The following is a 26,330-nucleotide window of genomic DNA, read 5'->3' as shown; positions in this document are numbered from 1 at the left end:
ACTTTTCGAATAATTAAACATAAGTGAAGGTAAAGAATCTTAAAATCAAAAGTCTTTTGTGCTATAATGTTTCTAGCTAAGCAAAAATTAGGAGATATATAATGAACGACAAAAAATTAATTGCTGAGAAAATTTATACAGCTCTTGATGGCGAACTTTCGCTTGATGATATATTAAATTTACTAGAAAAACCAAAAAATTCAGATATGGGTGATATTGCTTTTCCTGCTTTTACCCTAGCAAAAACGAGGCATATGGCTCCACAGGCTATAGCCAGTGATCTTGCTGAAAAGATTAATACTGATGGTTTGGAAAAAGTTGTTGCTACTGGACCATATGTTAACTTCTTCTTAGATAAGAATAGTGTGTCTACTAAGGTTGTTGACCAAGTAGTTGGGGAAAAAGAACACTACGGTGACCAAAATATTGGCCACGGAGCTAAAGTGACTATTGATATGTCTAGCCCTAACATTGCTAAACCATTCTCTATTGGGCACTTACGTTCAACTGTTATTGGTGACGCTCTTGCTAACATTTACCAAAAAATTGGTTATACTCCTGTCCGTATCAACCATTTAGGTGACTGGGGTAAACAATTTGGTATGCTGATTGTAGCCTACAAAAAATATGGTAATGAAGAAGCTGTACGCGAAAATCCAATTGATGAGCTTTTGAAATTATATGTTCGTATCAATGAAGAAGCTGAGACTAATCCTGAGATTGATGAAGAAGCGCGTGCTTGGTTCAGAAAACTTGAAGATGGTGATGAAGAAGCTTTATCTCTATGGAAATGGTTCCGTGATGAATCATTAGAAGAATTCAATCGCCTATATAATAAGATGGACGTTGATTTTGATTCATACAATGGTGAAGCATTTTACAATGATAAAATGGATGCCGTTGTGCAAATTTTAGAAGATAAAGGATTACTTGAAGAATCTCAAGGTGCTACTATTGTAGATCTTGACGACGAGGGACTGAATCCTGCTCTTATCAAAAAATCAGATGGTGCAACTTTATACATTACTCGTGATATAGCAGCTGCCAAATATCGTAAAGATAACTACGACTTTGCTAAGTCTTTATATGTTGTAGGTGGTGAACAAACTGGTCACTTCAAACAACTTAAAGCAGTACTTAAGAAAATGGGCTATGATTGGGCCGATGACATCGAACATGTATCATTTGGTCTAGTAACTCGTGATGGTAAAAAACTTTCAACTCGTAAAGGTAACATCATCCGCTTAGAACCTACAATGGACGAAGCAATTGAACGTGCTCTTGCTCAAATCAATGCTAAAAATCCTGATCTACCTAATAAAGAACGTGTAGCTCACCAGGTTGGTGTAGGAGCTATTAAGTTCTATGATCTTAAAAATGAGCGTACAAATGGTTATGACTTCAACCTTGAAGAAATGTTAAGCTTTGAAGGCGAAACAGGACCATATGTACAATATACTTATGCCCGTATTCAATCAATCTTAAGAAAAGCAGATTACAAGGCTCAATCAGATGTTGAGATTGATTTTAACGACTCAGACTCTTGGGAAATTGTTAAATTACTCCAAGACTTCCCTAATGTCATTAAACGTGCTGCTGACAAGTACGAACCTTCTGTAATTTCTAAATATGTAATTAACCTGGCTCAAGCATTTAATAAATACTATGCCCACGTTAGAATATTAGAAGAAAACGAAGGATTGCAAGCACGTCTTGCCTTAGCAGACTCAACAGCAACAGTAATAAAAGAATCACTAAGACTCCTTGGAGTAGAAGCACCAGAAGAGATGTAAAAAGAAGTGACGAAACGACTGGTCAGATTTTGAAAACAAGCTAGCTTGCAGTTTATTTACTTAAAACGAAGTTTTAAGCTGTGAGCGTACTTGTGAGAAAAATCTAGGAGTTAAGGCACGACAATTAAGAAGTGATTGAGCCTACCGGTTAAATTTTGAAATAGAGTCAAGCAAATGGTTCATTCACTTTGACGAAAGTCAAAGCCGTTTGCGAAGCTCTATGGAAAATTTGGTAGCAAAATCACGACAATAAGAAGTGACGAGACGACTGGTCAGGTCTTGAAACAGCTCGCATAATATTATATAGAAAGGCAGTTGGGAAAATTTCCCAACTACCTTATTTTTTTCCTGTAATTTGTTTTAATTTGCCTTTTGTTGCTTCTATAGTCTCTTTAAATTCTTTTTGATTTTTACTTATATATTGTTCAGCTTCTTTTTTCTTAGATGAAGATATGTCTTTTTCTATTATCTTTAAGTCATTATCAACTATTACTGAGTAGGAATTATTTCCATCTGAAGGATTAATAATAACCTCGGTACAATTATCCCTAACGTCAACAACCTGTTCTCTATTATTTCTGTGTGTAATGATAGACACCTTCATTTCTTCCAGCGGAACACCTATAATCCCTACTGGGAGTATATAAGTCCAATATTCATATTGGCCATCTCTTAAAATATATGCGTTATCGTCTGTATACAAATCTGTCTTCACTAATTGCCAATGGTTTTCAACCAAATTAGTTCTATATCGCTGCTCATCACTTCTTAGCTTATAATTCATACCTATGTACGACACTATAATTAGCAATAATATAATTGTCGTCCACTTGAAAAATTTTCTGAGTTTAGTCTTCTTCCTTGCATCTTTAACCACTTCGGTGTCCTCCTTGATTAATTTATCAAGAGAAATATCAAAATAATTGCTAATTTCTACAAGAGTATCAAGATCAGGATAATTACGACCCACCTCCCAGTTTGAAACAGCTGTCCTTGATACATTCAATATTTTTGACAGCTCTTCTTGGGTTAAATTACTTTTTAATCTTTCCTCTTTTATCTTATTACCAATTGCCATGATGTTTCCTCTCCAAAATGATTATATGTTTAGTATATCCTATTAGCTAGACAAGTAAACTAACATTATAAAAATTAGCCATCCACAATATGTGGCACCTTATAAATAGAGGATTTATGTGGTGTAAACTTGTTGTAAATATAAAATAAAAAAGGCATCCAATGGATACCTTTTAAAATCATCAAGAAATTTCAATGATTAGAATTTTTTACGTTTACGAGCTGCTTCTGATTTACGTTTACGTTTAACAGAAGGTTTTTCGTAGTGCTCACGTTTGCGAGCTTCTTGAAGTGTTCCAGCTTTTGTTACAGAACGTTTGAAACGACGAAGAGCATCATCAAGAGATTCATTTTTACGAACTACAGTTTTTGACATATTTTTCACCCCATTCCCGTTTCTAATTTCTGCGTCTGAAACGCACAAACATTATATTAACAGAATTAATAGTGGCTGTCAATCTCCAAAGCTCTTTAAATTAACTTTTTTACCTTCTTCCTGTAAATGAATTACATGATTTTCACCCCACGAGCACAACTGATCAAGTATATGCGATAAAGTTAGACCATATTCACTTAAAGAATACTCAACTTTTGGCGGAACTACATTATAGATTTTCCTCTCTATCATATGATCTTGTTCCAACTCCCTTAACTGTTGGGTTAACATTTTTTGGCTAATATTTGGTATTTGTCTCATCAAATCACTTGGTCGCATAGCTCCGTGTCTCAAATTACATAAAATAATTGGCTTCCATTTACCACCAATTACATCCATAGTAGCTTCTACACCTATATTATAAAATTTATTTTCCATATAGCTCCTTTGTTCATACAAAACTTACTTTTTAGTACCTACATTACTTTAAAGTCGGTACTTCCATAATATATAGTCAGAGTATATAATAAATTTTCTTGAATTACTACTATTTTTTGGAGGTCTTATGGATAAGAAAATTTCATCTAATTTAACGCTCTTAGCACTTGCTATCAATGCTTTTGCTATTGGCTCTACGGAATTTATAAGTGTCGGTTTATTACCAATGATTGTTGATAGCTTTAAAGTTTCTCTTGATCAAGCTGGTCTGACTGTTTCTCTCTATGCTTTGGGTGTAACTATTGGTGCCCCACTTTTAACAATTTTAACAGGTAAGTGGAATCGTAAAGTTCTCATGCTTGCTATTATGATTACCTTCATTTTAGGTAATCTAATTGCAGCATTTGCACCAACATTCTCAATTCTTTTAATAGGAAGAATAGTTTCATCACTTGCTCATGGCATTTTTATGTCAGTATCTACCGTAATTGCCGCTGACGTTGTTGACGAATCAAGACGTGCTAGCGCCATTGCAATAATGTTTACTGGTTTGACTGTTGCCACTGTAACTGGTGTGCCACTAGGAACATATATTGGTCAACAAACTAGTTGGAATATGTCATTTATTTTTATTGCTGTCATTGGATTTATCGGACTTTTAGCAAGCTTGTTTTTAGTACCGACTAATCTTCCAATTCCAGGAAAGGTTGATTTACTGGGAATTAAGCGTATTTTCACTAATAAACCTTTAGTAATTTCATTTTTAATTACTGCACTTGGATATGGTGGTACTTTTGCGGTTTACACTTACATCTCTCCAATACTTGAAAGATATTTTGGTTATTCGGACTCTGCAATCGTCATAATTCTAGTTGTCTACGGAATCATGGTAGCCATTGGCAATACAATAGGTGGCAAACTTGCCAACAAAAACACCCTAAATGTTCTTTTCAAAATGTTTATTGCCCTTGCTATCAGCCTTTGCTTTATGTATTTTGCCATATTATCAACCAATATGATAATTGGAACAGTTTCAGTTCTCTTATTAGGACTTTTCGCTTTCATGAATGTACCTGGTTTACAACTTTACGTAGTTCAACTGGCTGAACAATTTGTTCCTAAAGATATTACACTTGCTTCAGCTTTCAATATAGCAGCCTTTAATATAGGGATTAGTCTTGGTTCGACAGTTGGAGCTAAGACTACATCAACTTTTGGACTTCAGTTCACTCCATTGATGGGAATGGTTTTAGTGATTATTGCTATAATTCTTGTATCATTTGCGAAAAAGAAAAATCATTAAATAAATATCAAAGTATAAAAAATTTTTCTTGAAATTTATACTCTAAAGTATGGAGTATCTTTTAATTTTCAAGTAACTGCAATCATCTATAAATAACAGGCCAAATATTTGAAAACGATTGCACCAAGTGCTAAAGTATACCTGTAAGGTTTATCGGACCTATAAATTAAAATATAGTATAAAACTATAAAAGGAGCTCATTAGTATGACTAACACAGATACTGAAATTTCAAAAACTGTCCCAGCTAGCGTTGCTATGCTTAGAGTTATCGAATCATGGGGTGTAAACCACATTTATGGATACCCAGGTGGTTCATTCAACTCAACTATGCATGCCTTAGATTTGGAAAAAGATAATATAGATTATATCCAAATTCGTCATGAACAAGTTGGAGCATTAGCTGCCGCTGCAGATGCTAAACTTACTGGCAAAATTGCTGTATGTTTTGGTTCAGCTGGACCTGGAGCTACTAACCTTTTAACAGGACTATACGATGCTAAAGAAGATCATGCACCAGTACTAGCTTTAATCGGTCAAGTTCCAAGTACAAATATGAATTACAATTATTTCCAAGAATTCGTTGAAAATCCAATGTTCGCAGACGTTGCAGTCTATAATCGTTTGGTAATGACACCAGAAAGTCTTCCATATGTAATTGATAAAGCAATTCGTGAAGCTTATAAGCACAATGGCGTTGCTGTTGTTGTCATCCCTAACGACTTTGGTTATGTCCAAATTCCTGATGTACCTTATACTTCTCATTCAAATACTGATAATAAAGTTGTTGCTGGTCCTCTAGCTACTGATGAAGAAGTAGATCAATTTTTAGCAATGGTTAAAGAAGCAAAACGACCTGTATTCCACGTAGGACGTGGTATTAAAAATGGTGGTGACAAACTTGTCGAACTTTCTAAGAAATTACAAATTCCGATTGTTATGACAGGTCTTGCTAAAGGATTAATTCCAGATAGCTATGAAGGTAATCTTGGAACTGCTAACCGTGCAGCTTCTAAAGCTGCTGATGAAATTATGGCTGTCAGCGATTTAATAATCACAATCGGCGCAGACTTCCCATTTGCAAACCTTGTATATCGTACTCATGAATTCAAATTTATTCAAATTGATAACAATCGTGCTCAATTTGGACGTCATCACTTCTTAGATTTAGGTATTTGGTCTGATGCTACAGCTTTTGTAGAAAAAGCAATTGAACGCAGCGAAAAAGTTGAAGAAAGTCCTTATTTCAAGGCTGCTGCTGCTGATATGGCAAACTGGAAAGAATATCTTGATTACTTGACAAATCGTAATGCTGAACCATTAGAATTTGAAGCTGTTTATAAAGAAATCAATCGTATTGCTGAACCGAATGCAGTATTCTCAATTGACGTTGGTGATAACATCATTAACAGTTTCCGTCATTTAAATATAACACCTAAAAATAAGTGGGTTATTTCAGCTTTATTTGCTTCTATGGGATCAGGAGTTCCAGGAGCTATTGCTGGACAATTAAGCTATCCAGATCGTCAAGTGTTCAATATTTCAGGTGATGGTGCATTCTCAATGGTTATGCAAGACTTAATCACTGAAAAGAAATACAAACTTCCAATTATCAATGTTGTAACATCTAATGCTTCTCTTAACTTTATTAAGAGTGAACAAGATGATATTCCAATGGATTACTCAGGTATCTATATTGAAGATCAAGACTTCGCCATGATTGCTCAAGCAATGGGTGTTGAATCAGTCACTGTTCGTTCTCCAAAAGAACTTCCAGCAGCTTTCGATAAAGCACTTGAAGTCACAAAAGCAGGTCGTCCATTCTTGATTGATGCTAAAATCACTGATAAACGTAGTATCCCGGTAGAAGATTTACTTCTTAAGATTGAAGATGGTAAGTTAGTTGAAACAGTCAGCAAAAACTACGATGCTTCTCCTTCTACTCAAACAGCAGCTGGGTATAAAGAATATACAGTAAGAGAATTCTTAGATAGATATGATGGTCAAAATTTAAAACCACTTCCAGAATTATTTGAAGAATATGGTGTTGAATTATAATAAGAAATAAATAATTACATTGTAAAAGCATAATAGTTGGAAGACTATTATGCTTTTTCGTTGTTAATTACTCTAATAAATATTAAATTATATAAAAATCTTGCTTAAATTTTAGGCAAGATTTCTTTATTATTAATTGTAAATTGCTTTAATTGGATCCATCCTTGAAGCACTAATGGCAGGTATGATACCAAATATTATACCTGTTAATATTGAAACAGATGTTGAAATCAAGAAAATCTTAGGTGTAATTACTGGCACAATACTCAATGCTGGTCCAATCATACGAGCAATTCCGTAACCAAGACCAACACCAATTAATCCACCAAGTAGAGTAATAAATGCTGCTTCAAGTAAAAATTGGAGTAATATTACTCTTGGTTTTGCACCGATAGCACGGCGAATACCAATTTCTCGTTTTCTTTCAGTGACTGACACGTACATAATATTCATAACTCCAATACCACCAACTAAAAGTGATATGGCAGTTACTGCAAGTAAGAACATTGTTATACTACCTATACTATCTTCCATTTGCTTTTGTGCTTGACGATCTTGATCATCTTCTCTAAACACACCCTTAACATCTGGATGATTCGTGGTCATAATCTCAATTGCCTTACTAATCACAGCATCTCTATCTGCACCTTCTTTTAGTTTAAAATTAATTCCAGAGATTGATTTAGTCTCAGCTAATTTATTATAGTCACTTCTTGAAACAAAGGAGCTCATCATAGTTGTCCAATCCATTGACATTGCATCTGAAGCACTCATATTCTCATAATTTACTTTTTCTAAAATACCAATTATCTTAAACATATAGCCATTGATAGAAACAGCCTTATTAATCATATCAGCAGGATTATCAACCTTTAATTGATATTCAAAAATTTCAGGATTCAGTACAATCACATTTTTCCCACTATCGGCATCCGAAAAATCACGTCCATATTGAATTTTATTATTACCTCGGTTTGAAGTAACCATAATACTTGTTTGATCTCCAAAGTAATCCATGGAAAGACTCAAATTATCTCCCATACCTCCATCACCATATTGCGGATATACTGTTTTAACTCCTGGTATTGATTGCACCTTTTTCATATCAATTCGTGAAAATGAAAAATCAGATTCTCCAGAGTCCCCTTTACTTTTTCCATCATCACTTGAGGTGTATTTGAGTTTCACAACATCAGCATTCATAGCACTGGTAGCGGATAAAACTTGTTTTTTCATACCTTCACCAAGTGAAGAAATCGTAACAACCGAAGTAATACCAATAATTATTCCAATCATTGTGAGTAAAACTCTTAACTTATGAGCACGTAAACTTAGAAAAGTACTAACTAATAGATTCCAAATCATTCAGTTACCTCCTCTTTATAAAAGCGACCATCTTTCATATGAATTACCCTGCTAGCATATTTAGTCATATCAGCATCATGAGTAACCATGACGATAGTTTTTCCTTGCTTATTAAGTTCCGTCAAAAGGTTCATTATCTCAGTACCTGTTTCACTATCAAGTGCTCCTGTTGGTTCATCAGCCATAATCAATACGGGATCATTAACTAGTGCACGTGCAATTGCAACACGTTGTTGTTGACCTCCAGAAAGTTCTGTAACCTTTGATTTTGCCTTACTTTCAAGTCCAACTAGTCCGAGATACTTTTCAGCAATCTCTTTTTTTTCTGATCCGGATTTTTTTCCTTCATAGACACAGGGTAATTGAACATTTTGACTTACATTTAAAGAACCAATTAAGAAAAACTGTTGAAATATGAATCCTAAAAATTCATTTCTAAATTCAGATTTTTTATTTTCAGATAGTTTCGAAACATCAGTACCATTAAAATAATACTCCCCTTCGGTTAGTCTATCCAAAAATCCAATAATATTCATCAAAGTAGTTTTACCACTACCTGACTTACCCATTATCATTATAAACTCACCAGGATAGATATCTAAATCCAAATCTTTGAGAACAAGTAATTGCTCTTTACCAACAGGAAACCTTTTTTCTATATGCCGTAACTTAATAAGAGGTTGTTTTTCAACTTGTTCCATTTATACCTCCTTATTTACTTTCAGTTTTTTCTTCAGATGCCTTCTCTTGTTTCTCCGAGTCTGATGTTTCACCTTCTACAGCAGCGTTTGCAGGACCTTGGCCAGCGTCGCCTCCACCAATAATATCACCTTCTTTTACTGGCTTTTCTGATGAAACAATTACTCGATCAGCGGACTCTAAACCTGATTTTATTGTTACTTTCCCATCTTTTTCTTCACCAACTTGAACATCACGTCGAACAACATTACCAAAGTCATTAACTAGTACGTACTTCTTATCCCCACTATCACGAACAGCTTCTTTAGGAAGTTGCACAGCTTCTTTTTTACCTACATCAACTGTGGCTTGAATATGATAGCCATTCTTTATACCTTCTAAAGTATCAAGAGTTATCTTAACATCATAACTTGAAAGTGAAGAGTTATTACCATATTGATTTTGTTCCGTTTTATTTTCTGGTGGATTATCATCTATATATGAAATCTTGCCTGTTACTACCGTCCCATTTGATATCGATGTAAGGGTTGCTTGTTGTCCAACTTTAATTTTTGGTAAATCTTTTTCACTAACTTTACCTGCAACATACAATTCCTCTGATGTAAGTCTAAGAATTGGTGAGTTTGCATCCTTAACTTCAGGAATTGATACACGCCCTTTAAATTTAGCACTTGTAGATATATATTGTTTAGTTTGTAGGTCTGCCTCAGCATCATTTGCAAAACCAATTTCTTCATCAATACCATCAATTTCTGATTGATACTGTTCGTTTATACCAGTTGATGTTTGAGCCCCACTAATACCTTCTTTATCCTCAGTTTTAGAGGAAGCATTTGCACCGTTAGCATTTGCTAAAGCTCTATTCCATTTTGCAATCGTATTCTCACGCTTTGTTTGCAATTTATTAACGGTATTTTTTTGATTTTCTATTTCCTTAGTAATATCTTTATCTTCATAAGTAAAAAGAACTGTTCCTTCGTCAACAACTTGACCATTAGTTACCTTTATATCTGGTTCACTTGTATTTTTATCATTTTTTGGGAATGATTGCATTTGATTCGGTTGAACTATACCATTTATGAATACTTGATCAACGTCTGGTACTTCAAAATACTTAATTCCATAACTATCACCCGTATTAGCTATCTGTGCAGCCTTATTATTTTTCTGACCAAATGTTTTTACACCGATAAAGGCAACTACAATCAAAGCCAATATACTTCCTAAAATGATCATTAGCTTTTTATTTTGCCAAATTTTCATATTATCCTCCATTCTTTTCACTAAACTTCCAAAGAAACATTTTTCTATAATAACCATTATATACTAAAATATAATGTAAAAGCTTACAAATTTGTAAGATTTATAAAAAAATATTTTAATTCAATTTTTAACTTTTCTTTCTTACATTTCTATTATTGTACAAACTATATATTTTATGAAAATTATTTTAAAGCAATGATGGCAAACATATAAAAAATACTCGCAACAAGATGTTGCGAGTACATAGCCAAACGTTTTTTCAGCATAATATCAATAACTTTCAAATGATATTTATTCATCATATTTCTACAATATATATTTTAACCACAATTTTCAATTGAGCCAACATACTCTCTTAAGACCATCAACATATTCAATGTTTTTTTAATATTTATTTTTTTTAGACAAATAATTAGTTTAAATTTTACCAATGCTATTTATTATAATAAAATATTAGTATCTAATAAAAATCAATGAGCTATCTATACAATCTCATTTTCGTATATCCTCCCCCCCAAGGAACTAACTCTATTGATTTAGGTAATTTATTTATAAGAATCTTCTTGATTCCGTTTTATTCCATCATAACGTTACAATTGTCACTTGTCTCTAAATTTATTTTACATTACTTATTGTTTAGTGAATTTCATAGATTACTTGTGATTTAAACTAGTTACACTTATACTTTTAGATTCTCTTTTTAATAAATTTTCATATACAAAAATATGAATGTTATCTTATTATCAATTTATTTGAATCTAAAAATTTAATAATAATTTTATTACTCGTCTATTCGTGTCATACTAGTATCAACAAATTACATACGTAACGTCCAAGAATACTAACTATAAAATAATAATTTAACTAATTTAAGTTTGATATTTTATAGATTTTTCGCAATCGCTTGCAATGAATTGGTTGTAATTTCAAAAGCTTGTGGGCAATGGTTTTATATCGCTTACATAAAAACACATAAAAACACTTGACTTTCAGTGAAAACGATTGCATAATAAGTCTTAGAAAGACATGTCAAAAATGATGTGTCAAAAAAAACTAACTTTAATACACATTAGGAGGGTATTATTAAATGAAAAATTGGAAAAAGCTTGCTCTTGCAGGGGCTACTGCGCTAGCTGCTACTACTCTATTAGTAGGTTGTGGTGGGAAATCAGAAAAAAAATCTGAGTCATCTGGTAGTTCAGATAAAAAAGTCTCATTAAAAGTTTGGGTTCCAACAGACTCAAAAAAATTCTATGAGGCAAATGTTAAGGACTTCGAATCTGAAAATCCAAATGTTAAACTAGAAATCATTGAGAGTGATGCTTCAAAAGCTCAAGAAAATATCAAAAAAGATCCAAGCAAAGCTGCTGATGTTTTCGCCGCTCCTCATGATCATATTGGTCAACTAGTTGAATCAGGTGTACTTCAAAAAATTCCTGAACAGTTTTCAAAAAAAATCAATGATGAACAAATTGACAGTGCTGTTCAAGCCGTAACTTATAAGGGTGAAGAATATGCCTTTCCATTTGGTGTAGAATCGTTAGTTTACTACTACAATAAAACAAAATTATCAGCTGACGATGTTAAAACATATGAAGGTATTATAAGCAAAGCTAAATTTGGTGGATCATCACTTGAAGAAGTGAATGCTTACTACTGGGCTCCTTTATTTATGTCAATGGGACTTGACTTATTTGGACCAAATGGTGAAGATCCAAACGGAACTAACTGGAACAATGATAAAGGTGTATCAGTCCTTCAATGGGTTGCTGACCAAAAGAACAATAAAAACTTTGTAAACGTTAAAGAAGATGGGCTAGCTAAATTTAAATCTGGTGACATTGCAGCATTCCAATCAGGTCCATGGGATTTAAGCAAAGCTGAAGAAGCTGTTGGTAAAGAAAATCTTGGTATAGCAGTATATCCGAAAATTAATATTGGTGGGCAAGAAGTTCAACAAAAAGCATTCTTAGGTGTACAAGTATTTGCAGTTAACCAAGCACCAGCAAACGGGGATACAGAAAGAATTTCTAAAGCTTATAAATTAGCTGAATACTTCTCTTCTGAAAAATTCCAAGATGCTCAATTTAAAGAACCTACTCGTAGTACTGTTCCTACAAATAAAAAACTTCAAGAGTCTGACGCAGTTAAAAACAGTGAAATTGCTAGTGCTGTTGCAACAATGTCTGGTAAAGAATACTCTGTAATCATGCCTAAGATTCCTGAAATGACTAATTTCTGGTCTTCTACTGGAGCTACTATGTCTGGTGCATATACTGGTAAAATCAAACCTGATCAATACAAATCTTCACTTGATCAACTTATGAAAGATATCTCTGGTCAAAAATAATCATACAATTTTTAGGGGGCGCAAGGCAAATACGTGCCTGCCCCTTATTTTTATAGAAAGGATTTATTATGGATACATCTACTAACCATAGTTTAGTACCTATGAAAACCGTATTCAAAGAAGGTGATTTGATCACTAAGTTATCTTTCATTATTTCTGGTTTAAACAACCTTCGTAATAAACAAATAATCAAAGGACTTGCATATTTATTAGCAGAAATTTTTTTCCTAATCTCATTCGTACTACAAGTAATCCCCGCTTTATATGGATTAATTACACTAGGTACCCATACTCAAGGTGTTGAAACAAAAGTTGTTGACGGTATTGAGATGCAGGTTACTGTTGACGGTGATAACTCAATGTTGCTCATGATTTTTGGGTTAGCTGCAATTATATTCTGCTTGGTCTATGCATATATCTTCTGGTGCGGTCTTAAAAGTAATCGAAAACTATTCGTTCTTCATAAAGCTGGTATCAAAGCTCCATCATTTAAAGAAGATTTTGAAACACTTGCTAATGGACGATTCCACATGACGTTAATGGCAATTCCTCTAATCGGAATTGTAATTTTCACAGTTTTACCATTAGTGTATATGATTTTAATAGCCTTTACTAGCTATGATCATTTGCATCTACCTCCAAAACATTTATTCTCATGGGTTGGATTATCTAACTTTGCTAATGTATTTACTGGACGTATGGCAAACACATTCTTACCATTGTTATCTTGGACTTTAATTTGGGCAGTATTTGCTACGGCTACTACTTTCTTCTTCGGTATTTTACTTGCATTAGTAATAAATACTAAAGGTTTGAAAGGTAAAAAGGTTTGGAGAACATTATTCGTTATTACAATGGCAGTTCCTCAATTCGTATCTCTATTAACAATGAAAAATCTTTTAAGTTCATGGGGACCAGTTAATACATTGTTACAAAAATGGGGATTAATCAGTGCACCGATTCCTTTCCTCACTAACGGTTTAATGGCAAAAATTACTATTATATTTGTTAATATGTGGGTTGGTATCCCAGTAACAATGCTTGTAGCAACAGGTATTATTATGAATCTACCTTCTGAACAATTAGAAGCCGCTGAAATTGATGGGGCTAACAAATTCCAAATATTTAGATCTATTACTTTCCCACAGATTTTATTGATTATGACACCAACTTTGATTCAACAATTTATTGGAAACATAAACAACTTCAATGTTATCTATCTGCTTACAGGTGGTACACCATCTAATCCAAAATACTATCAAGCTGGTGAAACTGACCTCTTGGTTACTTGGTTGTACAAACTTACTGTTGAGGCCGCCGACTACAATCTAGCTTCAGTTGTCGGAATATTTATCTTTACACTAAGTGCTGTATTTAGCTTACTAGCTTATACTAGAACCAATTCATATAAGGAGGGGCTATAACATGAATAAAACTAAAACTAAAAATTTAGCATTTACTTATATATTACTATTTGTTTTGGCTATTGTCTGGTTATTCCCTATCTTCTGGATAGTTATGACTAGCTTCCGTGGCGAAGGAGGAATGGCTGTTCAGTACATAATTCCTAAGACATTTACACTTAAAAATTACTCAAATCTATTTACAAATCCATCATTTCCTTTTGGAAAATGGTTTATAAATACATTAATAGTTGCTATCTTCACTTGTATAATATCAACATTCATAATAGTAGCAATGTCATATTCTTTAAGTCGTATTCGTTTCAAATATCGTAATCGCTTTTTGAAACTTGCACTTGTACTTAACATGTTCCCTGGTTTTATGAGTATGATTGCAATTTACTACATATTGAAGGCAATGGGGCTTGACCAAACTCTTACTGCTTTGGTTATTGTATATTCAGCAGGAGCTGGACTTGGATTTTATATAGCAAAAGGTTTCTTTGATACGATCCCATATTCACTCGATGAATCAGCAATGATTGACGGTGCTACAAGGGCTGATATTTTCTTCAAGATAACTCTTCCACTATCTAAACCAATTATCGTTTATACTGCCCTCATGAGCTTTATGGCTCCTTGGATGGACTTTATCTTTGCTAAAGTAATTTTAGGAGACAAAGTTGAAAAATATACCGTTGCTATTGGTCTATTTTCTATGGTAACTCAAGATAAAATTAATAATTGGTTTACAACCTTTACTGCTGGATGTGTAATCATAGCAGTGCCAATTACCCTCCTATTTATATTCATGCAAAAATATTACGTTGAAGGTATCACATCAGGTGGTGTTAAAGGTTAAAATATCTTACAAAAAAAGAAAATCGAAGCTTCGATTTTCTTTTTTTAATTCCTTTATGATAAATCATTAAAAATGTAAAACTAGAGAAAGATTCCTCTCATTTTTTTTACTATTTTATTAATATCTCTCGTTTTTCACCATTAATAGTTAACGTAAACTTCAAAGACTTAATTTCTTTGGGCAAATTATTATGTGTTATCACTTCACCATTATTAATATTTAATCCAGCAAAACCATATAGTAATCCTAGCCACGAGCCTCCCATATTAGCTGCATGTATTCCATGACTTGAATTGCCTTGTTGATCTTCTAAATCCATTGTCGCAGCCTCTTTGAAGAATTTATAAGCAACATCACTGCGACCAATTTTACTCGCAACCACACCATAGATTGCCTTTGACAAAGAACTGTCATGAGTAGTCAATGGTTCATAAAAATCAAAATCTCGTTCCATCTGTTCATTTGAAACATCATAGAGCATATGAGCTAAGATGGTATCAGCTTGTTTAAGAACTTGATATTTATAAATAGTCATTGGATGGTAATGTAAAAGTAAAGGATAGTTTTCCTTAGGTGTATTTTCAAAATCCCAAACTTGCTTATCAAGGAACGAGTCATCTTGCTTTGTAATACCTCTTTCAATATCATAACCCAAATACATTTCATTTGAAGCCTCTTCCCATTTCGCAGCTTCCTCTATATTAACATTCATCCTTTTAGCCAATTTACATGCATAATTAAGATTATTTTGTGCCATTTTATTTGTATAGTAGTTATTATTTACTAAAGCTGTGTACTCATCAGGACCTGTAACTTCATGTATTTCGAAACCACGCTCAGACATAAAGCCATAACTATACCAAAATCTTGCAGTTTCAAATATGACATCTGATGATTTTTCAATAAAGTCAGAATCACCTGTTACCTTTTCATAAAGTTCAAATGCGTAAGCAATATCAGCATTAATATGCAGTTGTGCAGTTCCCGCTGGGTAGTAAGCTGATGTTTCATGTCCATCAATGGTCCTCCATGCAAACAGAGCTCCCTTAAAGCTCAACTCTTCAGCACGATCACGTGCTTTATCCAAGATGTTAGTTCTGTAAGTTAAAAGCGACTTGGCAATTTCAGGTTGAGTGTAGACAAAGAATGGTAACAAATACATTTCTGTATCCCAAAAGTAATGTCCCTCATACCCTTCACCAGTTAATCCCTTAGCACCAAAACTACTGTGTCCATCTCTCCCAGCTGAATTAAATAAATGGTATAAATTGAAGCGAATACCTTTTTGTAGCCTTTCATCTCCTTCAATTTCAATATCGGAACTTTCCCAGAAGCGGTTAAAAATTTCTATTTGTTTTTCTTTAAGATGATCATAAGTAGGACTGGTAAATTTATTTTCACGAGAAATTTGATATATCTGTTTAAAAGTTACAGACTCACCTTCATTAATTTCTAGATTCTCATTAATTTCATCAAAATTAACGAAAAAACTTAAATTACTATTCGGAGTCGTATACTTATTTTCCTCTACTATTAAGTTAACACTAGCTTCTTTTACCCTTGGATCAAAATCTTCATCTTTTTTTGCTAGGATATGCTTTACACTCTTATTAATAGATAATTGTCCTGAAAAATTCAAGGCAGTTATTATTATTTTTTGAGCATAAACATTTCGATCAAAATGACTTGCAAAAGATTCTAATTCAATTTTTATCCTTTTACCATCAATTGTAGTATAAATATATTCTTCATTTAAGATACCTTTTGCCATATCTAAACTAATATCTTCTTTTTGAAGCTTTAAATTATTATCGCCTAGTATTTCAATGTCTATACTCCTCATATCGAAAAGTTTTACCATTGTCTCATGCTTTTTAGCATAACCATAGGCATTTTCACCATAAATGATGTCATGACTTTCATAATATGCATTTAGAAACGATCCAGGGTTACTGTCAGAATCTAAAATTGGAAGACTAGATCTAACCCCAAGAGCACCATTTGCCTGAGCAAAGAGGGTCTCAACATTTTGTATCGAAGTGTTTCCCAAATCGCCTAATCCTACTGTAAATCCATTCATTATTTCAACTTCCTAACTATAGTATTGTATCTGTTATCACACATTAATTATATCACAGTTATGAATCTATTATTATATACATTTTTAAATTAATGTAGCACTGAAAATCATCAAATATCATTCAATATGTTTATTTGTTTCAACTGTTTTAAATACTTCGCCTTTTGAATTTATAATTTCAACATATTTCACTTTTTTCGATAAATTATTTTGAAGTTCAATATTCATTTTTTCTTGATGTTTAAGAGAAAAGTCCATAGAGCTTGTCAATTCAATTTGAATTGTATCTTCATGATACCTGTTATTATTTATAAAATATCCTGTCAAGCTTCTGTAAAGAGGCAAATTTGTATTAATTTGTAAATTATCTCCATCAATCTCTACTTGTTTTATTTGATTTGAGTTACTGAGTTCAATATTCTTATACCTATCAAAAGTTATAATCAGTAATATAAAAAATAAAACAAAAGTTAAAATGAAAAATATTAATCTTTCCTTTCTTATTTTCTTGTTGTCCTTTACAATCTTGTCAACCATTTCTGTATCGCCTTTCAACAATTTATCTAAAGAGATTGAAAGAATATCCGATATATCAACAATTGTTTTTATATCAGGATAATTTCTACCAGCTTCCCAGTTAGATACAGCAGCTCTTGTAACATTTAGCTTTCTGCCTAACTCTTCTTGAGTCCATCCTTTTTCTTTTCTTTTCTCTTTTATCTGATTACCTATATCCAAAAATATATTTCTCTCCTTTCTAAATTTACTTTAAAATGTTTTATACATATGATAAAGATAGCATAACTTAATTTACAAAATATTGCACGATAGGATTGCTTTACAAAGCTAAAACGACCTATTTTTTCAAATTTTACACAAAAAAAACCAGATTTCTCTGGTTTAATTATTATTCAGCTACATTGTGATAAACTTTTTGAACGTCATCATCTTCTTCAAGAATATCAACTAATCTTTCAAAAGTTTCTAAATCTTCTCCAGACAATTCAACTTCAGATTGAGGAATCATTTCAAGTTCACTTACAGTAAATTCTGAAATTCCATGTGCTCTTAAAGCTTCCATTGTTTTATGGAAATCTTCTGGTTCAGAATAAACAATGATTTGATCATCTTGAGCTTCTACGTCACGTACTTCTATGTCTTGCTCAATCAAATATTCGAATATTTCATCTGTATCATCGCCTTTAAAACCAACAACACCTGTATTATCAAACATATAAGACACAGCACCACTTGCACCCATATTACCACCATTTTTACCAAATGCTGTACGGATATTTGCTGCTGTACGATTTACATTGTTTGTCAACGTGTCAACAATAATCATTGAACCGTTAGGACCAAATCCTTCATAACGACCTTCTGTAAAGGTTTCATCAGCTCCACCTTTTGCTTTGTCAATTGCGCGGTCAATAATATGTTTTGGAACCTGTGCTTGTTTAGCACGCTCTAATACTAAGCGAAGTGCTGCATTTGATTCAGGATCTGGATCCCCTTGCTTAGCTGCTACATATATTTCTACACCAAATTTTGCATAAACTTTACTAGTAGCTCCATCTTTTGCTGTTTTTTTAGCGACAATATTTGCCCATTTACGTCCCATTTTGGAACCTCCATATCTTAATTTCTTACATATTTTATCATATTTTAGGCAAAGGTTAAAATAATTTTTTCTTTATATCATTTACATAATTATAAAGTGGCGTTGTTGAAACTAAAAATTATGTTAAAATATATGTAAACGATAACAACTTTAAAGGAGTTTTTATGAAGAAGATATTTACTATCATTTTGCTAGGTTGCCTATCTCTACCATTTTTAACTGGATGTTGGAATAATAAACCAGTAGAAGCCAAAAAAGAAATCAAATCTGGGAAAAATGAGAAAACTGAAAAAAACAGTCAATCTAAAGAAGAGAACAAACCAACTAACAAAGTGGAAACTTTTAAAAATCCGGATGATGCAAAAGAATTTCAAATCACACTTCCTAAAGGCTGGGAAAACACAACGCAAGAAGATAAAAAAGATAACCCTGATACAGATGCAGTATTTTATGCAAGCAACTTTAAAACAAGTGTAAGCTTGGCAATTTTAATTGAAAATAAATCAGATTTTACAGATATCAATGCTTTTACTACCCTGGGAGAAAATACATTTGCTGAAGATCCAACAATAAAAAATAAACCGGTTAAGTTTAACGATATTGAACCAATAAATGGTCAAAACTCAAAACTTGCAACATATGATACTGAAAAATCTGGAATGAATCTTGTTTGTAGTGAGTATGTAATAGAAGGTATTGACTCTTATATTCGTGTAAGTTTTTGGTCTCTTAAATCAAATTATGAAAAAAACAAGACAGGTTACAATGAAATTCTTAGTTCAATTAAAGAAGTAGAAAAATAGAATTTATAATTTTAACACCCATCGATTATTTATCGACGGGTGCCTTTTTATATCTATAAGGAATTCTTCCAAAATTTTGTTCTTGGATATTTGTATCAGCAAGCATATAAATTTCATCTGCTTTTTGACTTTCTACATCCCAAGGAATACTACCAATTTTTGCAACTAATTCTACATCTTTTTTTATAGACTTCAAATGCTTTTGTCCAGCCTCTGTAAAACCAAGCACTCGAATTTTATTAGATGAAACAATACCTGCTCCCTCTTTTATGTCAAGTAGAATGTAAACTAGCAACCTCTTTATTCTCGCCTTAGTATAACGTTTAGTGTAAACCTCTTCGACGAGCTCGTCAATTGAATTCACCTTATCGATAGTTCTCTTTATTCGAACTTCTAATTCTGTATTCATTTGTAAAATATTAGATATGTCAGATGAAATGATTTTATATTTAAGTAAAGGAAAGAAATTTGTCCAAGAAACTTTAGGTGAATCTTTCAAAGTATCAGCTACTAAAGAAGGGACGAAGTTAAAATATCTTTCTGGTTGATCAATACTATTACGAATGGCTGTAGCACTTGCAAAATCACCTGTCAGTTCCTTAGAATGAAAACCTTGTCCCAATCTCCTAACTGGCGATAAAGTCGCTTCATAGCCCCCAAGAGCCTTTATATAAGCAAGAGCTAAAATATGATTGGGAGTATTGCCATCAAAGCTCAGATCTGTATACTTTTGCCACATAAGTTGTGTCTTTTCTGGATAAGATAAATCTTCCGATAGTGTTTGTAAAAAATCTTCCATCTCTTCCGATTTTGTTTTGTAGATGTCAGAAACCCTTTGGTAATCTAAATCAGACTCAGTTCCAAAAACCAAATTATTAATTTTTAGTGATTTAAGAATATCAATTGCACCTTTAGCAAAAAAATCTGCTGCCTGAACACTAGCAAGCACTGGCATCTCAATCACTAAATCTGCACCATTTTCAAGCGCCATATTAGCTCGTGCCCATTTATCAACTATTGCAGGTTCTCCACGCTGTAGCCAGTTACCACTCATGACGATAATTTTAATACCCTCTGCTTGCGACAGAAGGTATTTGTGGCCATTATGAAAAGGATTGAATTCAGCTACAATACCCGTTACTTTTTGCCCTTCTTCCATATGGTCCCTTTCATTATTTGAAAAAATTTATTGATTTATCGGAAACATATTCCCATATTTAGTGACACAGTCGTTCAACGAATGTTAGGATCACTTCTTTGTCGTGATTCTTCAACCAGATTTTTCTTACAAGTTGTTTACAGATTGCGATTTATACTAGTAAGCTCCGCTTACTTTAGTATAATCGACAGCGTTGCTTTCAGCATTAGCTAAACCACGTTTAAAGTTAATGAACTGCAAACTTCCTTGCGAGTTTTACTTACAAATTTATTTGTTTAGTAAAATCGACAGCGTTAACCTAGGTTATTAGTGATGTTCAAAATCTAAACGGTTGAATCGCGACTAAGTCTTGTAACTAGATTTATTTATAAAGATAGTTACTTTAGACTTATCGACACCGTCGTTCGAAGAACGTTAGGATCACTTCTTAGCTACAAAGAACCAGCGTGCGCTTTCTTCTGTCGGTTCTTTATCTTCAAAGTCTGCATAGACCTTAACATCATCGAAACCAGCATTCTCAAGCATGATTTGATAGTTGTAGATTGAGTAGGTTCTTTCATCATGTACCTCATCACGACGATTAAATTTACCATCAGTTTCATCTTGTACAAAGAAAGTTAGCTCATGAGTAATTGAATGCTCTTCTTCTCCAGGATATGAATCCCAAACGAAGGCAAAGTCTTCATCATTTTCATGATAAGAATAACCAGGAAAAACATCATCAATTTGATGAATCGAATGAACATCAAATATGAATGTTCCACCCTCATTTAGACTTCCATATACTTCATCAAAAACTTTTTGAACCTCTTCTTGATTCGGCATGTAGCATATTGAGTCTGAGTAACAAGTAACCAAGTCGTAGGTATCTATTTGACCAAGGTCACGCATGTCACCCTCAATCCAAGCAACATCAACATCTGCGTCAACCGCACGATTATAGGCAATCGTCAGCATTTCTTCTGAAAAATCTAGTCCGTAAACCTTATATCCTTCGCTTGCAAACTTAAGCGAAAGCTTGCCTGTTCCACAAGCAAGCTCTAATATTTTTTTAGTGTCCTTTGACATATGGCGAACTGTAAAGTCATACCATGCGTCGTAAAGACTTTGGTCCATAATATCATCATAGACACGCGCAAAATCTTCGTAAATCGCCATTTTTCTTCCTTAATCTATTCCAATCATGTTAGACACATCGATAAATGGTGCATCAGACCAAAGTTTTTCAAGATTGTAAAATCCACGTTCATCATGTGAAAATACACTTACAACCACATCAAGTAAATCAATTAAGACCCAACCGCTATTTGGATTACCCTCAATGTGATGAACCTCAATACCTTCTTCCTCAACCTTGTCCACGATGTTATCCACAATAGCACCGATTTGACGTGTATTCATAGCCTCCATAATAATAAAAGCATCCGATACTCCGCTAACCTCTTTCATATCCATAACAACGATATCAAGAGCCTTTTTGTCGTCAGCTGCCTTAACAACTGTTTCAATAATTTTGTTTGTATTCATATTTTTCCTCATTAATTTTTTATTTTTTTACATTTCCTTCTTGGTCAAAATTCCAAGTTGATATTCCGTGATTTACAGCAGGATCTGCCCCACTGTTTTTGTCAATTACGACCCCCACATCACATTTATCTCCTCCAAAATTTCCAATCAAATCAAGGTTATTACGATAATTTTTTAAAAATTTACTATTCTCTTTCATCCAAGAACGAGCCTCATCACTTATAATTCGACTTGGATCTGGTGCATTGAAAACTGTGGCAGGTCTCTCATATGTTGCTCCTATTGCAAGAGCTAGATAACCTCCAAGAGAATGACCAGTTAAACTTATTTCCATATCAGGAAATTTTTCTACTACTTGTTCATAAAATTTCTTGGCTGTAAACCATTGACTGTCCTTAGTTTCATCAGGAATCTTTTCATCAAATATTATTGTTCTTGCATCAGCAATCACATCTAAATTATCGTCAATATTTGTCCCAGCATAAGAAATAACAATATCATTATTTCGTTTGCAAGCAATAACTTGCATACCATTTTCTTGATTATCTTCAGCCAAAACCACCTCAAATGGCTCACTTTGATATTGAGTAGATGTAAGAATTATATCCCCTACATCAACCTTTGGTATACCATCTTTAATTGCCTTTTTACCATCTGCATAATAAACCATATCAGATAGTACATTATAATCTCTATCAGTTATTTTAGAGTTTTCTTTAAAAGAAAGATTCAAATCTGGAAATTCATTTTTCATCCAACGAATAGAAAAATCTTTTTCCTCTATATCTCGACTAGATAGATTGATTAATTGATAACCATCCAAGTGTGTATTTATATGCTGATAGCCAACTACGGATGAACTCTTAAATTCACCAAATTCAATATCATTAACTTGGGGAAAATTAGTAAAAATATATTTTTTAAAATTCCTTTTCGCCCTCTTGTCTATTCTCTTCTTACTTTCAAGATAGTTAAGATAGGCGAATACTAATCCACTGGCTACTAAGGTAGTTCCTACCGCTATTATATTAGTTTTACTTTGTTTTTTCATTCATCTTCACTTTAAATAATCAATATAGTAATTGTAGGTTTCAAGTGTCTGCGGATAAATTTTAATTTCTCGATCAATTAAATGTTTAACTGTTCCTCTGGTTTCATAAGCAACAGCTTCATCCAAATCTTCCTTGGCTAATTTTCTTGCTTTATTTACACCTGGAAAGTCTCTATGTGGTTCAATATAATCAGCAACATACACAACTTTATCCAAGTCAGACATTTCGGGGCATCCTACTGTATGAACTTTTATTGCATGAAGAATCTCCTCATCTTTCAGACCTATATCTTCTTGGATTTTATAAATACCAACCATACCGTGTAAAACATTGTTTCCCCAAGATAACAGGTCTCTATCTAATTCATATTCAATAATAAGTCTTTTGAAATCTTCTGTTGGTAATTCTTTAGCATAATCATGCAATAAACCTGCTAGTCCTGCCTTATATTCATCAACACCATGAATTTTTGCTAACTTAATAGCTTGCTCCTCTACTGCAAGAACATGTTCATAGCGCTTTTTACTCATTTGTGATTTAACTTTTTTTAATAATTTTTCTCTTGTTAATCCAAGTTCTGGGTAATATTTAGACATAAAGATTTTCCTTTAAAATATAATTTAAGACACAATTCGGTAGTAAATAGTTAGGTTTCAAACCTTGTTTGACTTGTTCTCGTATCCAAGTTGATGAGATATCAAGAACTGGCACATCAATCCAAATTAGTGGGTAGCTTGTCCCAACCCTATATTTTGGTCTTTGAACACCGACAAGTTGAACTATTTTTACCAATTCATCAATCATGTAAAAAGTCGGAAGCTCCCCAACCCTATCTCCACCTAAGATATAATAAAAATCAACATCAGGATTTCTCTCTGTCAAAATTTTCATTAAATTATAGGGTGAAGTCACTGGGTTTTCATAGGCTACAAGTTCAATTCCTAAATTGCTTTGCTCAAAATCCAAAAGTGCAAGTTCCAACATCTTAACAACATGTTGAGTATCTGAAAAATCAGGCATTAGGAGAACTTTTTCAAGATTTAATGATTGGCGAACCTGATCAGCAATTATCAAATGGGCATTATGAACAGGATTAAAAGTTCCTTCTAAAATTCCAATCTGTCTACGATTGCTATTTTTTTCTTTCTCAAGTTCAACCTTGGTAAAAGGGGTTAAAAGCTCAATTGCCATCTAAATTACACCTATCCTATTCTTAGATTGCTTTAACTTTAGCTGAAATCTTACGATTTTCTTTTCTATCAGATACTTTAAATACTACAACAATACGTCCGATTTTTTGAACTACATTGAATCCCATTTCTTCTAACGCATCTGCAACATCTTCCACAGTTTCGTCAGTATTTTGTAGTAGGCTAATCTTGATTAGTTCACGTGCATCAAGTACATTACGAATGCTAGTCTTAACCTCGTTATTCATACCATTTTTACCAATTTGAACAATCGGACTTAAATGATGAGCTTCCGATTTCAAAAAACTTTTTTGTTTACTTGTTAATTCCATTATAACCTCTTATTAATTTACTTTATTTTAGTAAACCCTTTAAAATTTTAATTTGTTTTTCCACAATATTATTATTTTCTCAATTCAATACATATATGCACATAACTTTTTTCTCTAAGCCAAAAAGTTAATTTTATAAAGTTCCGCAAGTAATAAAATTTTTTTAATTTATTACTATTTATTTTTTACATTTTCTTCAATTCAAGGGTTTCATTATAAAGTATAGCATAAATTGTCAATATTATACGTATTCCAAAACTATTAAGATGGAAAAATACTGATTTTTTTCATTTTATCAATGATGTTGATTACTATCTTAAAATGAAAAAATATTTTAAGCAAAAAAGCATACCAATTAGTATGCTCTCAATGAAATATTTTTTAAATTATACTTTTTCTAACTAAAACATCAACACCTTCTGGTACCCAACAAGCTACAACTCCGGGTTGCGCCATACGAATCCATCCAAGACCAGAAAATACTAAATCTGTTTTTTCTTTGATTGAAAACTCAACACGGCGAAGTTTAGGAAAGTTAGCAACTTCATCAGCCTGTGGGGGAGTTAAGATACCACCTACATGTTTTTGATAAAATTCGCTAGCACCCTCTAACTTAGTTCTATGAAGTTTAAGGTCACGTGCAAAATAAGCTGTGAAGCCTTGCTTCTCACCCTTAATATAATCAAAACGTGCTAAACCACCTAGGAAAAGGGTTTGATCAGGATTAAGTTGATAAGTTACTGGCTTAATTTCCTTACTAGGACTGATTAATTTTAAGTCTTTTTTACCTAGATAGTGTGCCATTTGGTGACGGTGGATAATACCTGGCGTGTCAATCAAGAAAGAATCTTCATCAAGTGGAATTTCAATCTTATCAAGAGTCGTACCAGGAAAACGACTAGTTGTTATAACTTCTTCTTCACCTGTAGCAATTTTGATGATTGAGTTGATAAGACTTGATTTACCTACGTTTGTAACACCTACAACATAGACATCTCGTCCCTTACGATATTCATCAATTTTATTCATCAGGTTACGAACATCATTTTGATTAAAGGCACTTGTCAACACCACATCAACTGGACGTAATCCTTCCTCATGTGCTCTCTCCTTAAGCCACTGAGTTAATTTGCCAGTCCCAACTGAATGAGGTAAAACATCCTTTTTATTCCCAACCAATAAGACATCATTTGATTGCACAAAACGGTGTAACCCAGGAATAACTGAACCGTTAAAATCAAAAATATCAATTACATTAACAACTAAAGCGTCTGTTGTTCCAAGCTCATTTAAGAGACGTAAGAAATCTTCATCAGTCATCTCAACATCTGCAATTTCATTATAGTGACGCAAGCGGAAACAACGTTGACAGTAAAGTTCGCCAGTCTCTAAACCTTTTTCAAGGGCTGATTTTGGAGTATAACCTGATAACTCCTTATTTTCAGTTTGCAGTATAGCACCGCAACCAATACAGCGTAAATCTTTCAAATCTAATTCTTCATTATTCATACTTTCATTATAGCAAAAAGACTAATGTATAACCACTTGAAGATTTCCTAAATAAAACCACCAAAAATTTTG

General features: G+C 33.1%; 24 protein-coding genes. 7 read left to right on the top strand and 17 right to left on the bottom strand.

Annotated features, from left to right (window positions below):
• Positions 1 to 101 precede the first annotated feature (101 nt).
• Positions 102 to 1,793 (top strand): arginine--tRNA ligase, encoded by a 1,692-nt coding sequence (argS, locus tag BG262_RS03535; RefSeq protein ID WP_070787504.1) that lies wholly within the window; start codon positions 102 to 104, stop codon positions 1,791 to 1,793.
• A gap of 337 nt (positions 1,794 to 2,130) precedes the next feature.
• On the opposite strand, the gene BG262_RS03530 is transcribed toward argS, so the two are convergent.
• The 3 genes from BG262_RS03530 to BG262_RS03520 form a co-directional block, all read right to left on the bottom strand.
• Complete coding sequence (locus BG262_RS03530) at positions 2,131 to 2,871, bottom strand: helix-turn-helix domain-containing protein (RefSeq protein WP_070787503.1); 741 nt, start codon at positions 2,869 to 2,871, stop codon at positions 2,131 to 2,133.
• Between the two features lie 198 nt (positions 2,872 to 3,069).
• Positions 3,070 to 3,246 carry a 30S ribosomal protein S21 gene (rpsU, locus tag BG262_RS03525; protein WP_002884573.1) on the bottom strand — a complete coding sequence of 59 codons (177 nt, stop codon included), beginning with the start codon at positions 3,244 to 3,246 and terminating at the stop codon, positions 3,070 to 3,072.
• Positions 3,247 to 3,324: 78 nt separating this feature from the next.
• Entirely contained in the window at positions 3,325 to 3,684 is a 360-nt protein-coding gene (locus tag BG262_RS03520; RefSeq protein ID WP_070787502.1) for a winged helix-turn-helix transcriptional regulator, read from the bottom strand.
• Between the two features lie 127 nt (positions 3,685 to 3,811).
• Between BG262_RS03520 and BG262_RS03515 the strand changes: the two genes are divergently transcribed.
• Together BG262_RS03515 and spxB are read left to right on the top strand one after the other, a co-directional pair.
• A complete protein-coding gene (locus BG262_RS03515) occupies positions 3,812 to 4,987 on the top strand; it encodes an MFS transporter (RefSeq protein ID WP_070787501.1) in 1,176 nt (391 codons plus the stop codon).
• Between the two features lie 205 nt (positions 4,988 to 5,192).
• Positions 5,193 to 7,043 (top strand): pyruvate oxidase, encoded by a 1,851-nt coding sequence (spxB, locus tag BG262_RS03510; protein ID WP_070787500.1) that lies wholly within the window; start codon positions 5,193 to 5,195, stop codon positions 7,041 to 7,043.
• Positions 7,044 to 7,175: 132 nt separating this feature from the next.
• Here spxB and BG262_RS03505 read toward each other — a convergent pair whose 3' ends face one another.
• From BG262_RS03505 to BG262_RS03495, 3 genes are read right to left on the bottom strand one after another with little or no spacing between them, the layout of a single operon-like run.
• Positions 7,176 to 8,408 (bottom strand): ABC transporter permease, encoded by a 1,233-nt coding sequence (locus BG262_RS03505; protein ID WP_070787499.1) that lies wholly within the window; start codon positions 8,406 to 8,408, stop codon positions 7,176 to 7,178.
• A complete protein-coding gene (locus tag BG262_RS03500; protein ID WP_070787498.1) occupies positions 8,405 to 9,109 on the bottom strand; it encodes an ABC transporter ATP-binding protein in 705 nt (234 codons plus the stop codon). The genes BG262_RS03505 and BG262_RS03500 overlap by 4 nt, the downstream gene beginning before the upstream one ends.
• A 10-nt stretch (positions 9,110 to 9,119) precedes the next feature.
• Positions 9,120 to 10,370: an efflux RND transporter periplasmic adaptor subunit gene (locus BG262_RS03495; protein WP_070787497.1), complete on the bottom strand. Its 1,251-nt coding sequence runs from the start codon at positions 10,368 to 10,370 to the stop codon at positions 9,120 to 9,122.
• A gap of 1,087 nt (positions 10,371 to 11,457) precedes the next feature.
• On the opposite strand from BG262_RS03495, the gene BG262_RS03490 reads away from it, so the two are divergent.
• The 3 genes from BG262_RS03490 (at position 11,458) to BG262_RS03480 (ending at position 14,985) form a co-directional block, all read left to right on the top strand.
• Positions 11,458 to 12,720, top strand: coding sequence for an extracellular solute-binding protein (locus BG262_RS03490; RefSeq protein WP_070787496.1), 1,263 nt, complete (start codon positions 11,458 to 11,460; stop codon positions 12,718 to 12,720).
• 68 nt (positions 12,721 to 12,788) lie between these two features.
• The gene (locus tag BG262_RS03485) at positions 12,789 to 14,144 is read left to right on the top strand and encodes a carbohydrate ABC transporter permease (RefSeq protein ID WP_070787495.1); all 1,356 of its coding nucleotides are present in this window, start codon (positions 12,789 to 12,791) and stop codon (positions 14,142 to 14,144) included.
• Between the two features lies 1 nt (position 14,145).
• Entirely contained in the window at positions 14,146 to 14,985 is an 840-nt protein-coding gene (locus BG262_RS03480; protein WP_070787494.1) for a sugar ABC transporter permease, read from the top strand.
• A 109-nt stretch (positions 14,986 to 15,094) separates the two neighbouring features.
• Here BG262_RS03480 and BG262_RS03475 read toward each other — a convergent pair whose 3' ends face one another.
• The 3 genes from BG262_RS03475 to BG262_RS03465 all read right to left on the bottom strand — a co-directional run bounded on the left by BG262_RS03475 (position 15,095) and on the right by BG262_RS03465 (position 18,686).
• On the bottom strand, positions 15,095 to 17,065 hold the full coding sequence (locus BG262_RS03475) for a glycoside hydrolase family 65 protein (RefSeq protein ID WP_070787493.1): 1,971 nt from the start codon (positions 17,063 to 17,065) through the stop codon (positions 15,095 to 15,097).
• Positions 17,066 to 17,182: 117 nt separating this feature from the next.
• Positions 17,183 to 17,803 carry a helix-turn-helix domain-containing protein gene (locus BG262_RS03470; RefSeq protein WP_070787492.1) on the bottom strand — a complete coding sequence of 207 codons (621 nt, stop codon included), beginning with the start codon at positions 17,801 to 17,803 and terminating at the stop codon, positions 17,183 to 17,185.
• A 169-nt stretch (positions 17,804 to 17,972) separates the two neighbouring features.
• On the bottom strand, positions 17,973 to 18,686 hold the full coding sequence (locus tag BG262_RS03465; RefSeq protein WP_070787491.1) for a YebC/PmpR family DNA-binding transcriptional regulator: 714 nt from the start codon (positions 18,684 to 18,686) through the stop codon (positions 17,973 to 17,975).
• Positions 18,687 to 18,850: 164 nt separating this feature from the next.
• Between BG262_RS03465 and BG262_RS03460 the strand changes: the two genes are divergently transcribed.
• A complete protein-coding gene (locus tag BG262_RS03460; protein WP_070787490.1) occupies positions 18,851 to 19,489 on the top strand; it encodes a hypothetical protein in 639 nt (212 codons plus the stop codon).
• A 25-nt stretch (positions 19,490 to 19,514) separates the two neighbouring features.
• On the opposite strand, the gene BG262_RS03455 is transcribed toward BG262_RS03460, so the two are convergent.
• The 8 genes from BG262_RS03455 to yqeH form a co-directional block, all read right to left on the bottom strand.
• The gene (locus tag BG262_RS03455; RefSeq protein WP_070787489.1) at positions 19,515 to 20,648 is read right to left on the bottom strand and encodes a nucleotidyltransferase; all 1,134 of its coding nucleotides are present in this window, start codon (positions 20,646 to 20,648) and stop codon (positions 19,515 to 19,517) included.
• Positions 20,649 to 21,068: 420 nt separating this feature from the next.
• Positions 21,069 to 21,806 carry a class I SAM-dependent DNA methyltransferase gene (locus BG262_RS03450; protein ID WP_070787488.1) on the bottom strand — a complete coding sequence of 246 codons (738 nt, stop codon included), beginning with the start codon at positions 21,804 to 21,806 and terminating at the stop codon, positions 21,069 to 21,071.
• 9 nt (positions 21,807 to 21,815) lie between these two features.
• Positions 21,816 to 22,175 (bottom strand): ribosome silencing factor, encoded by a 360-nt coding sequence (gene rsfS / locus BG262_RS03445; protein WP_070787487.1) that lies wholly within the window; start codon positions 22,173 to 22,175, stop codon positions 21,816 to 21,818.
• 19 nt (positions 22,176 to 22,194) lie between these two features.
• A complete protein-coding gene (locus BG262_RS03440) occupies positions 22,195 to 23,226 on the bottom strand; it encodes an alpha/beta hydrolase family protein (protein WP_070787486.1) in 1,032 nt (343 codons plus the stop codon).
• Between the two features lie 6 nt (positions 23,227 to 23,232).
• Entirely contained in the window at positions 23,233 to 23,823 is a 591-nt protein-coding gene (gene yqeK / locus BG262_RS03435) for a bis(5'-nucleosyl)-tetraphosphatase (symmetrical) YqeK (RefSeq protein ID WP_070787485.1), read from the bottom strand.
• Complete coding sequence (locus BG262_RS03430) at positions 23,816 to 24,418, bottom strand: nicotinate-nucleotide adenylyltransferase (RefSeq protein ID WP_070787484.1); 603 nt, start codon at positions 24,416 to 24,418, stop codon at positions 23,816 to 23,818. The genes yqeK and BG262_RS03430 overlap by 8 nt, the downstream gene beginning before the upstream one ends.
• A 22-nt stretch (positions 24,419 to 24,440) precedes the next feature.
• Complete coding sequence (gene yhbY, locus BG262_RS03425; protein ID WP_070787483.1) at positions 24,441 to 24,749, bottom strand: ribosome assembly RNA-binding protein YhbY; 309 nt, start codon at positions 24,747 to 24,749, stop codon at positions 24,441 to 24,443.
• A 381-nt stretch (positions 24,750 to 25,130) separates the two neighbouring features.
• Complete coding sequence (yqeH, locus tag BG262_RS03420; RefSeq protein WP_070787583.1) at positions 25,131 to 26,237, bottom strand: ribosome biogenesis GTPase YqeH; 1,107 nt, start codon at positions 26,235 to 26,237, stop codon at positions 25,131 to 25,133.
• Between the last annotated feature and the right edge of the window lie 93 nt (positions 26,238 to 26,330).

The organism is Floricoccus penangensis, assembly GCF_001832885.1.
Lineage (GTDB): Bacteria > Bacillota > Bacilli > Lactobacillales > Streptococcaceae > Floricoccus > Floricoccus penangensis.
This window is presented reverse-complemented; position numbering and strand designations above follow the sequence as displayed.

Excerpts from the sequence above, each read along its gene's own strand:
- argS (WP_070787504.1), top strand. The coding sequence starts at position 102 with ATGAACGACAAAAAATTAATTGCTGAGAAAATTTATACAGCTCTTGAT.
- BG262_RS03530 (WP_070787503.1), bottom strand. The coding sequence starts at position 2,871 with ATGGCAATTGGTAATAAGATAAAAGAGGAAAGATTAAAAAGTAATTTA.
- rpsU (WP_002884573.1), bottom strand. The coding sequence starts at position 3,246 with ATGTCAAAAACTGTAGTTCGTAAAAATGAATCTCTTGATGATGCTCTT.
- BG262_RS03520 (WP_070787502.1), bottom strand. The coding sequence starts at position 3,684 with ATGGAAAATAAATTTTATAATATAGGTGTAGAAGCTACTATGGATGTA.
- BG262_RS03515 (WP_070787501.1), top strand. The coding sequence starts at position 3,812 with ATGGATAAGAAAATTTCATCTAATTTAACGCTCTTAGCACTTGCTATC.
- spxB (WP_070787500.1), top strand. The coding sequence starts at position 5,193 with ATGACTAACACAGATACTGAAATTTCAAAAACTGTCCCAGCTAGCGTT.
- BG262_RS03505 (WP_070787499.1), bottom strand. The coding sequence starts at position 8,408 with ATGATTTGGAATCTATTAGTTAGTACTTTTCTAAGTTTACGTGCTCAT.
- BG262_RS03500 (WP_070787498.1), bottom strand. The coding sequence starts at position 9,109 with ATGGAACAAGTTGAAAAACAACCTCTTATTAAGTTACGGCATATAGAA.
- BG262_RS03495 (WP_070787497.1), bottom strand. The coding sequence starts at position 10,370 with ATGAAAATTTGGCAAAATAAAAAGCTAATGATCATTTTAGGAAGTATA.
- BG262_RS03490 (WP_070787496.1), top strand. The coding sequence starts at position 11,458 with ATGAAAAATTGGAAAAAGCTTGCTCTTGCAGGGGCTACTGCGCTAGCT.
- BG262_RS03485 (WP_070787495.1), top strand. The coding sequence starts at position 12,789 with ATGGATACATCTACTAACCATAGTTTAGTACCTATGAAAACCGTATTC.
- BG262_RS03480 (WP_070787494.1), top strand. The coding sequence starts at position 14,146 with ATGAATAAAACTAAAACTAAAAATTTAGCATTTACTTATATATTACTA.
- BG262_RS03475 (WP_070787493.1), bottom strand. The coding sequence starts at position 17,065 with ATGAATGGATTTACAGTAGGATTAGGCGATTTGGGAAACACTTCGATA.
- BG262_RS03465 (WP_070787491.1), bottom strand. The coding sequence starts at position 18,686 with ATGGGACGTAAATGGGCAAATATTGTCGCTAAAAAAACAGCAAAAGAT.
- BG262_RS03460 (WP_070787490.1), top strand. The coding sequence starts at position 18,851 with ATGAAGAAGATATTTACTATCATTTTGCTAGGTTGCCTATCTCTACCA.
- BG262_RS03455 (WP_070787489.1), bottom strand. The coding sequence starts at position 20,648 with ATGGAAGAAGGGCAAAAAGTAACGGGTATTGTAGCTGAATTCAATCCT.
- BG262_RS03450 (WP_070787488.1), bottom strand. The coding sequence starts at position 21,806 with ATGGCGATTTACGAAGATTTTGCGCGTGTCTATGATGATATTATGGAC.
- rsfS (WP_070787487.1), bottom strand. The coding sequence starts at position 22,175 with ATGAATACAAACAAAATTATTGAAACAGTTGTTAAGGCAGCTGACGAC.
- BG262_RS03440 (WP_070787486.1), bottom strand. The coding sequence starts at position 23,226 with ATGAAAAAACAAAGTAAAACTAATATAATAGCGGTAGGAACTACCTTA.
- yqeK (WP_070787485.1), bottom strand. The coding sequence starts at position 23,823 with ATGTCTAAATATTACCCAGAACTTGGATTAACAAGAGAAAAATTATTA.
- BG262_RS03430 (WP_070787484.1), bottom strand. The coding sequence starts at position 24,418 with ATGGCAATTGAGCTTTTAACCCCTTTTACCAAGGTTGAACTTGAGAAA.
- yhbY (WP_070787483.1), bottom strand. The coding sequence starts at position 24,749 with ATGGAATTAACAAGTAAACAAAAAAGTTTTTTGAAATCGGAAGCTCAT.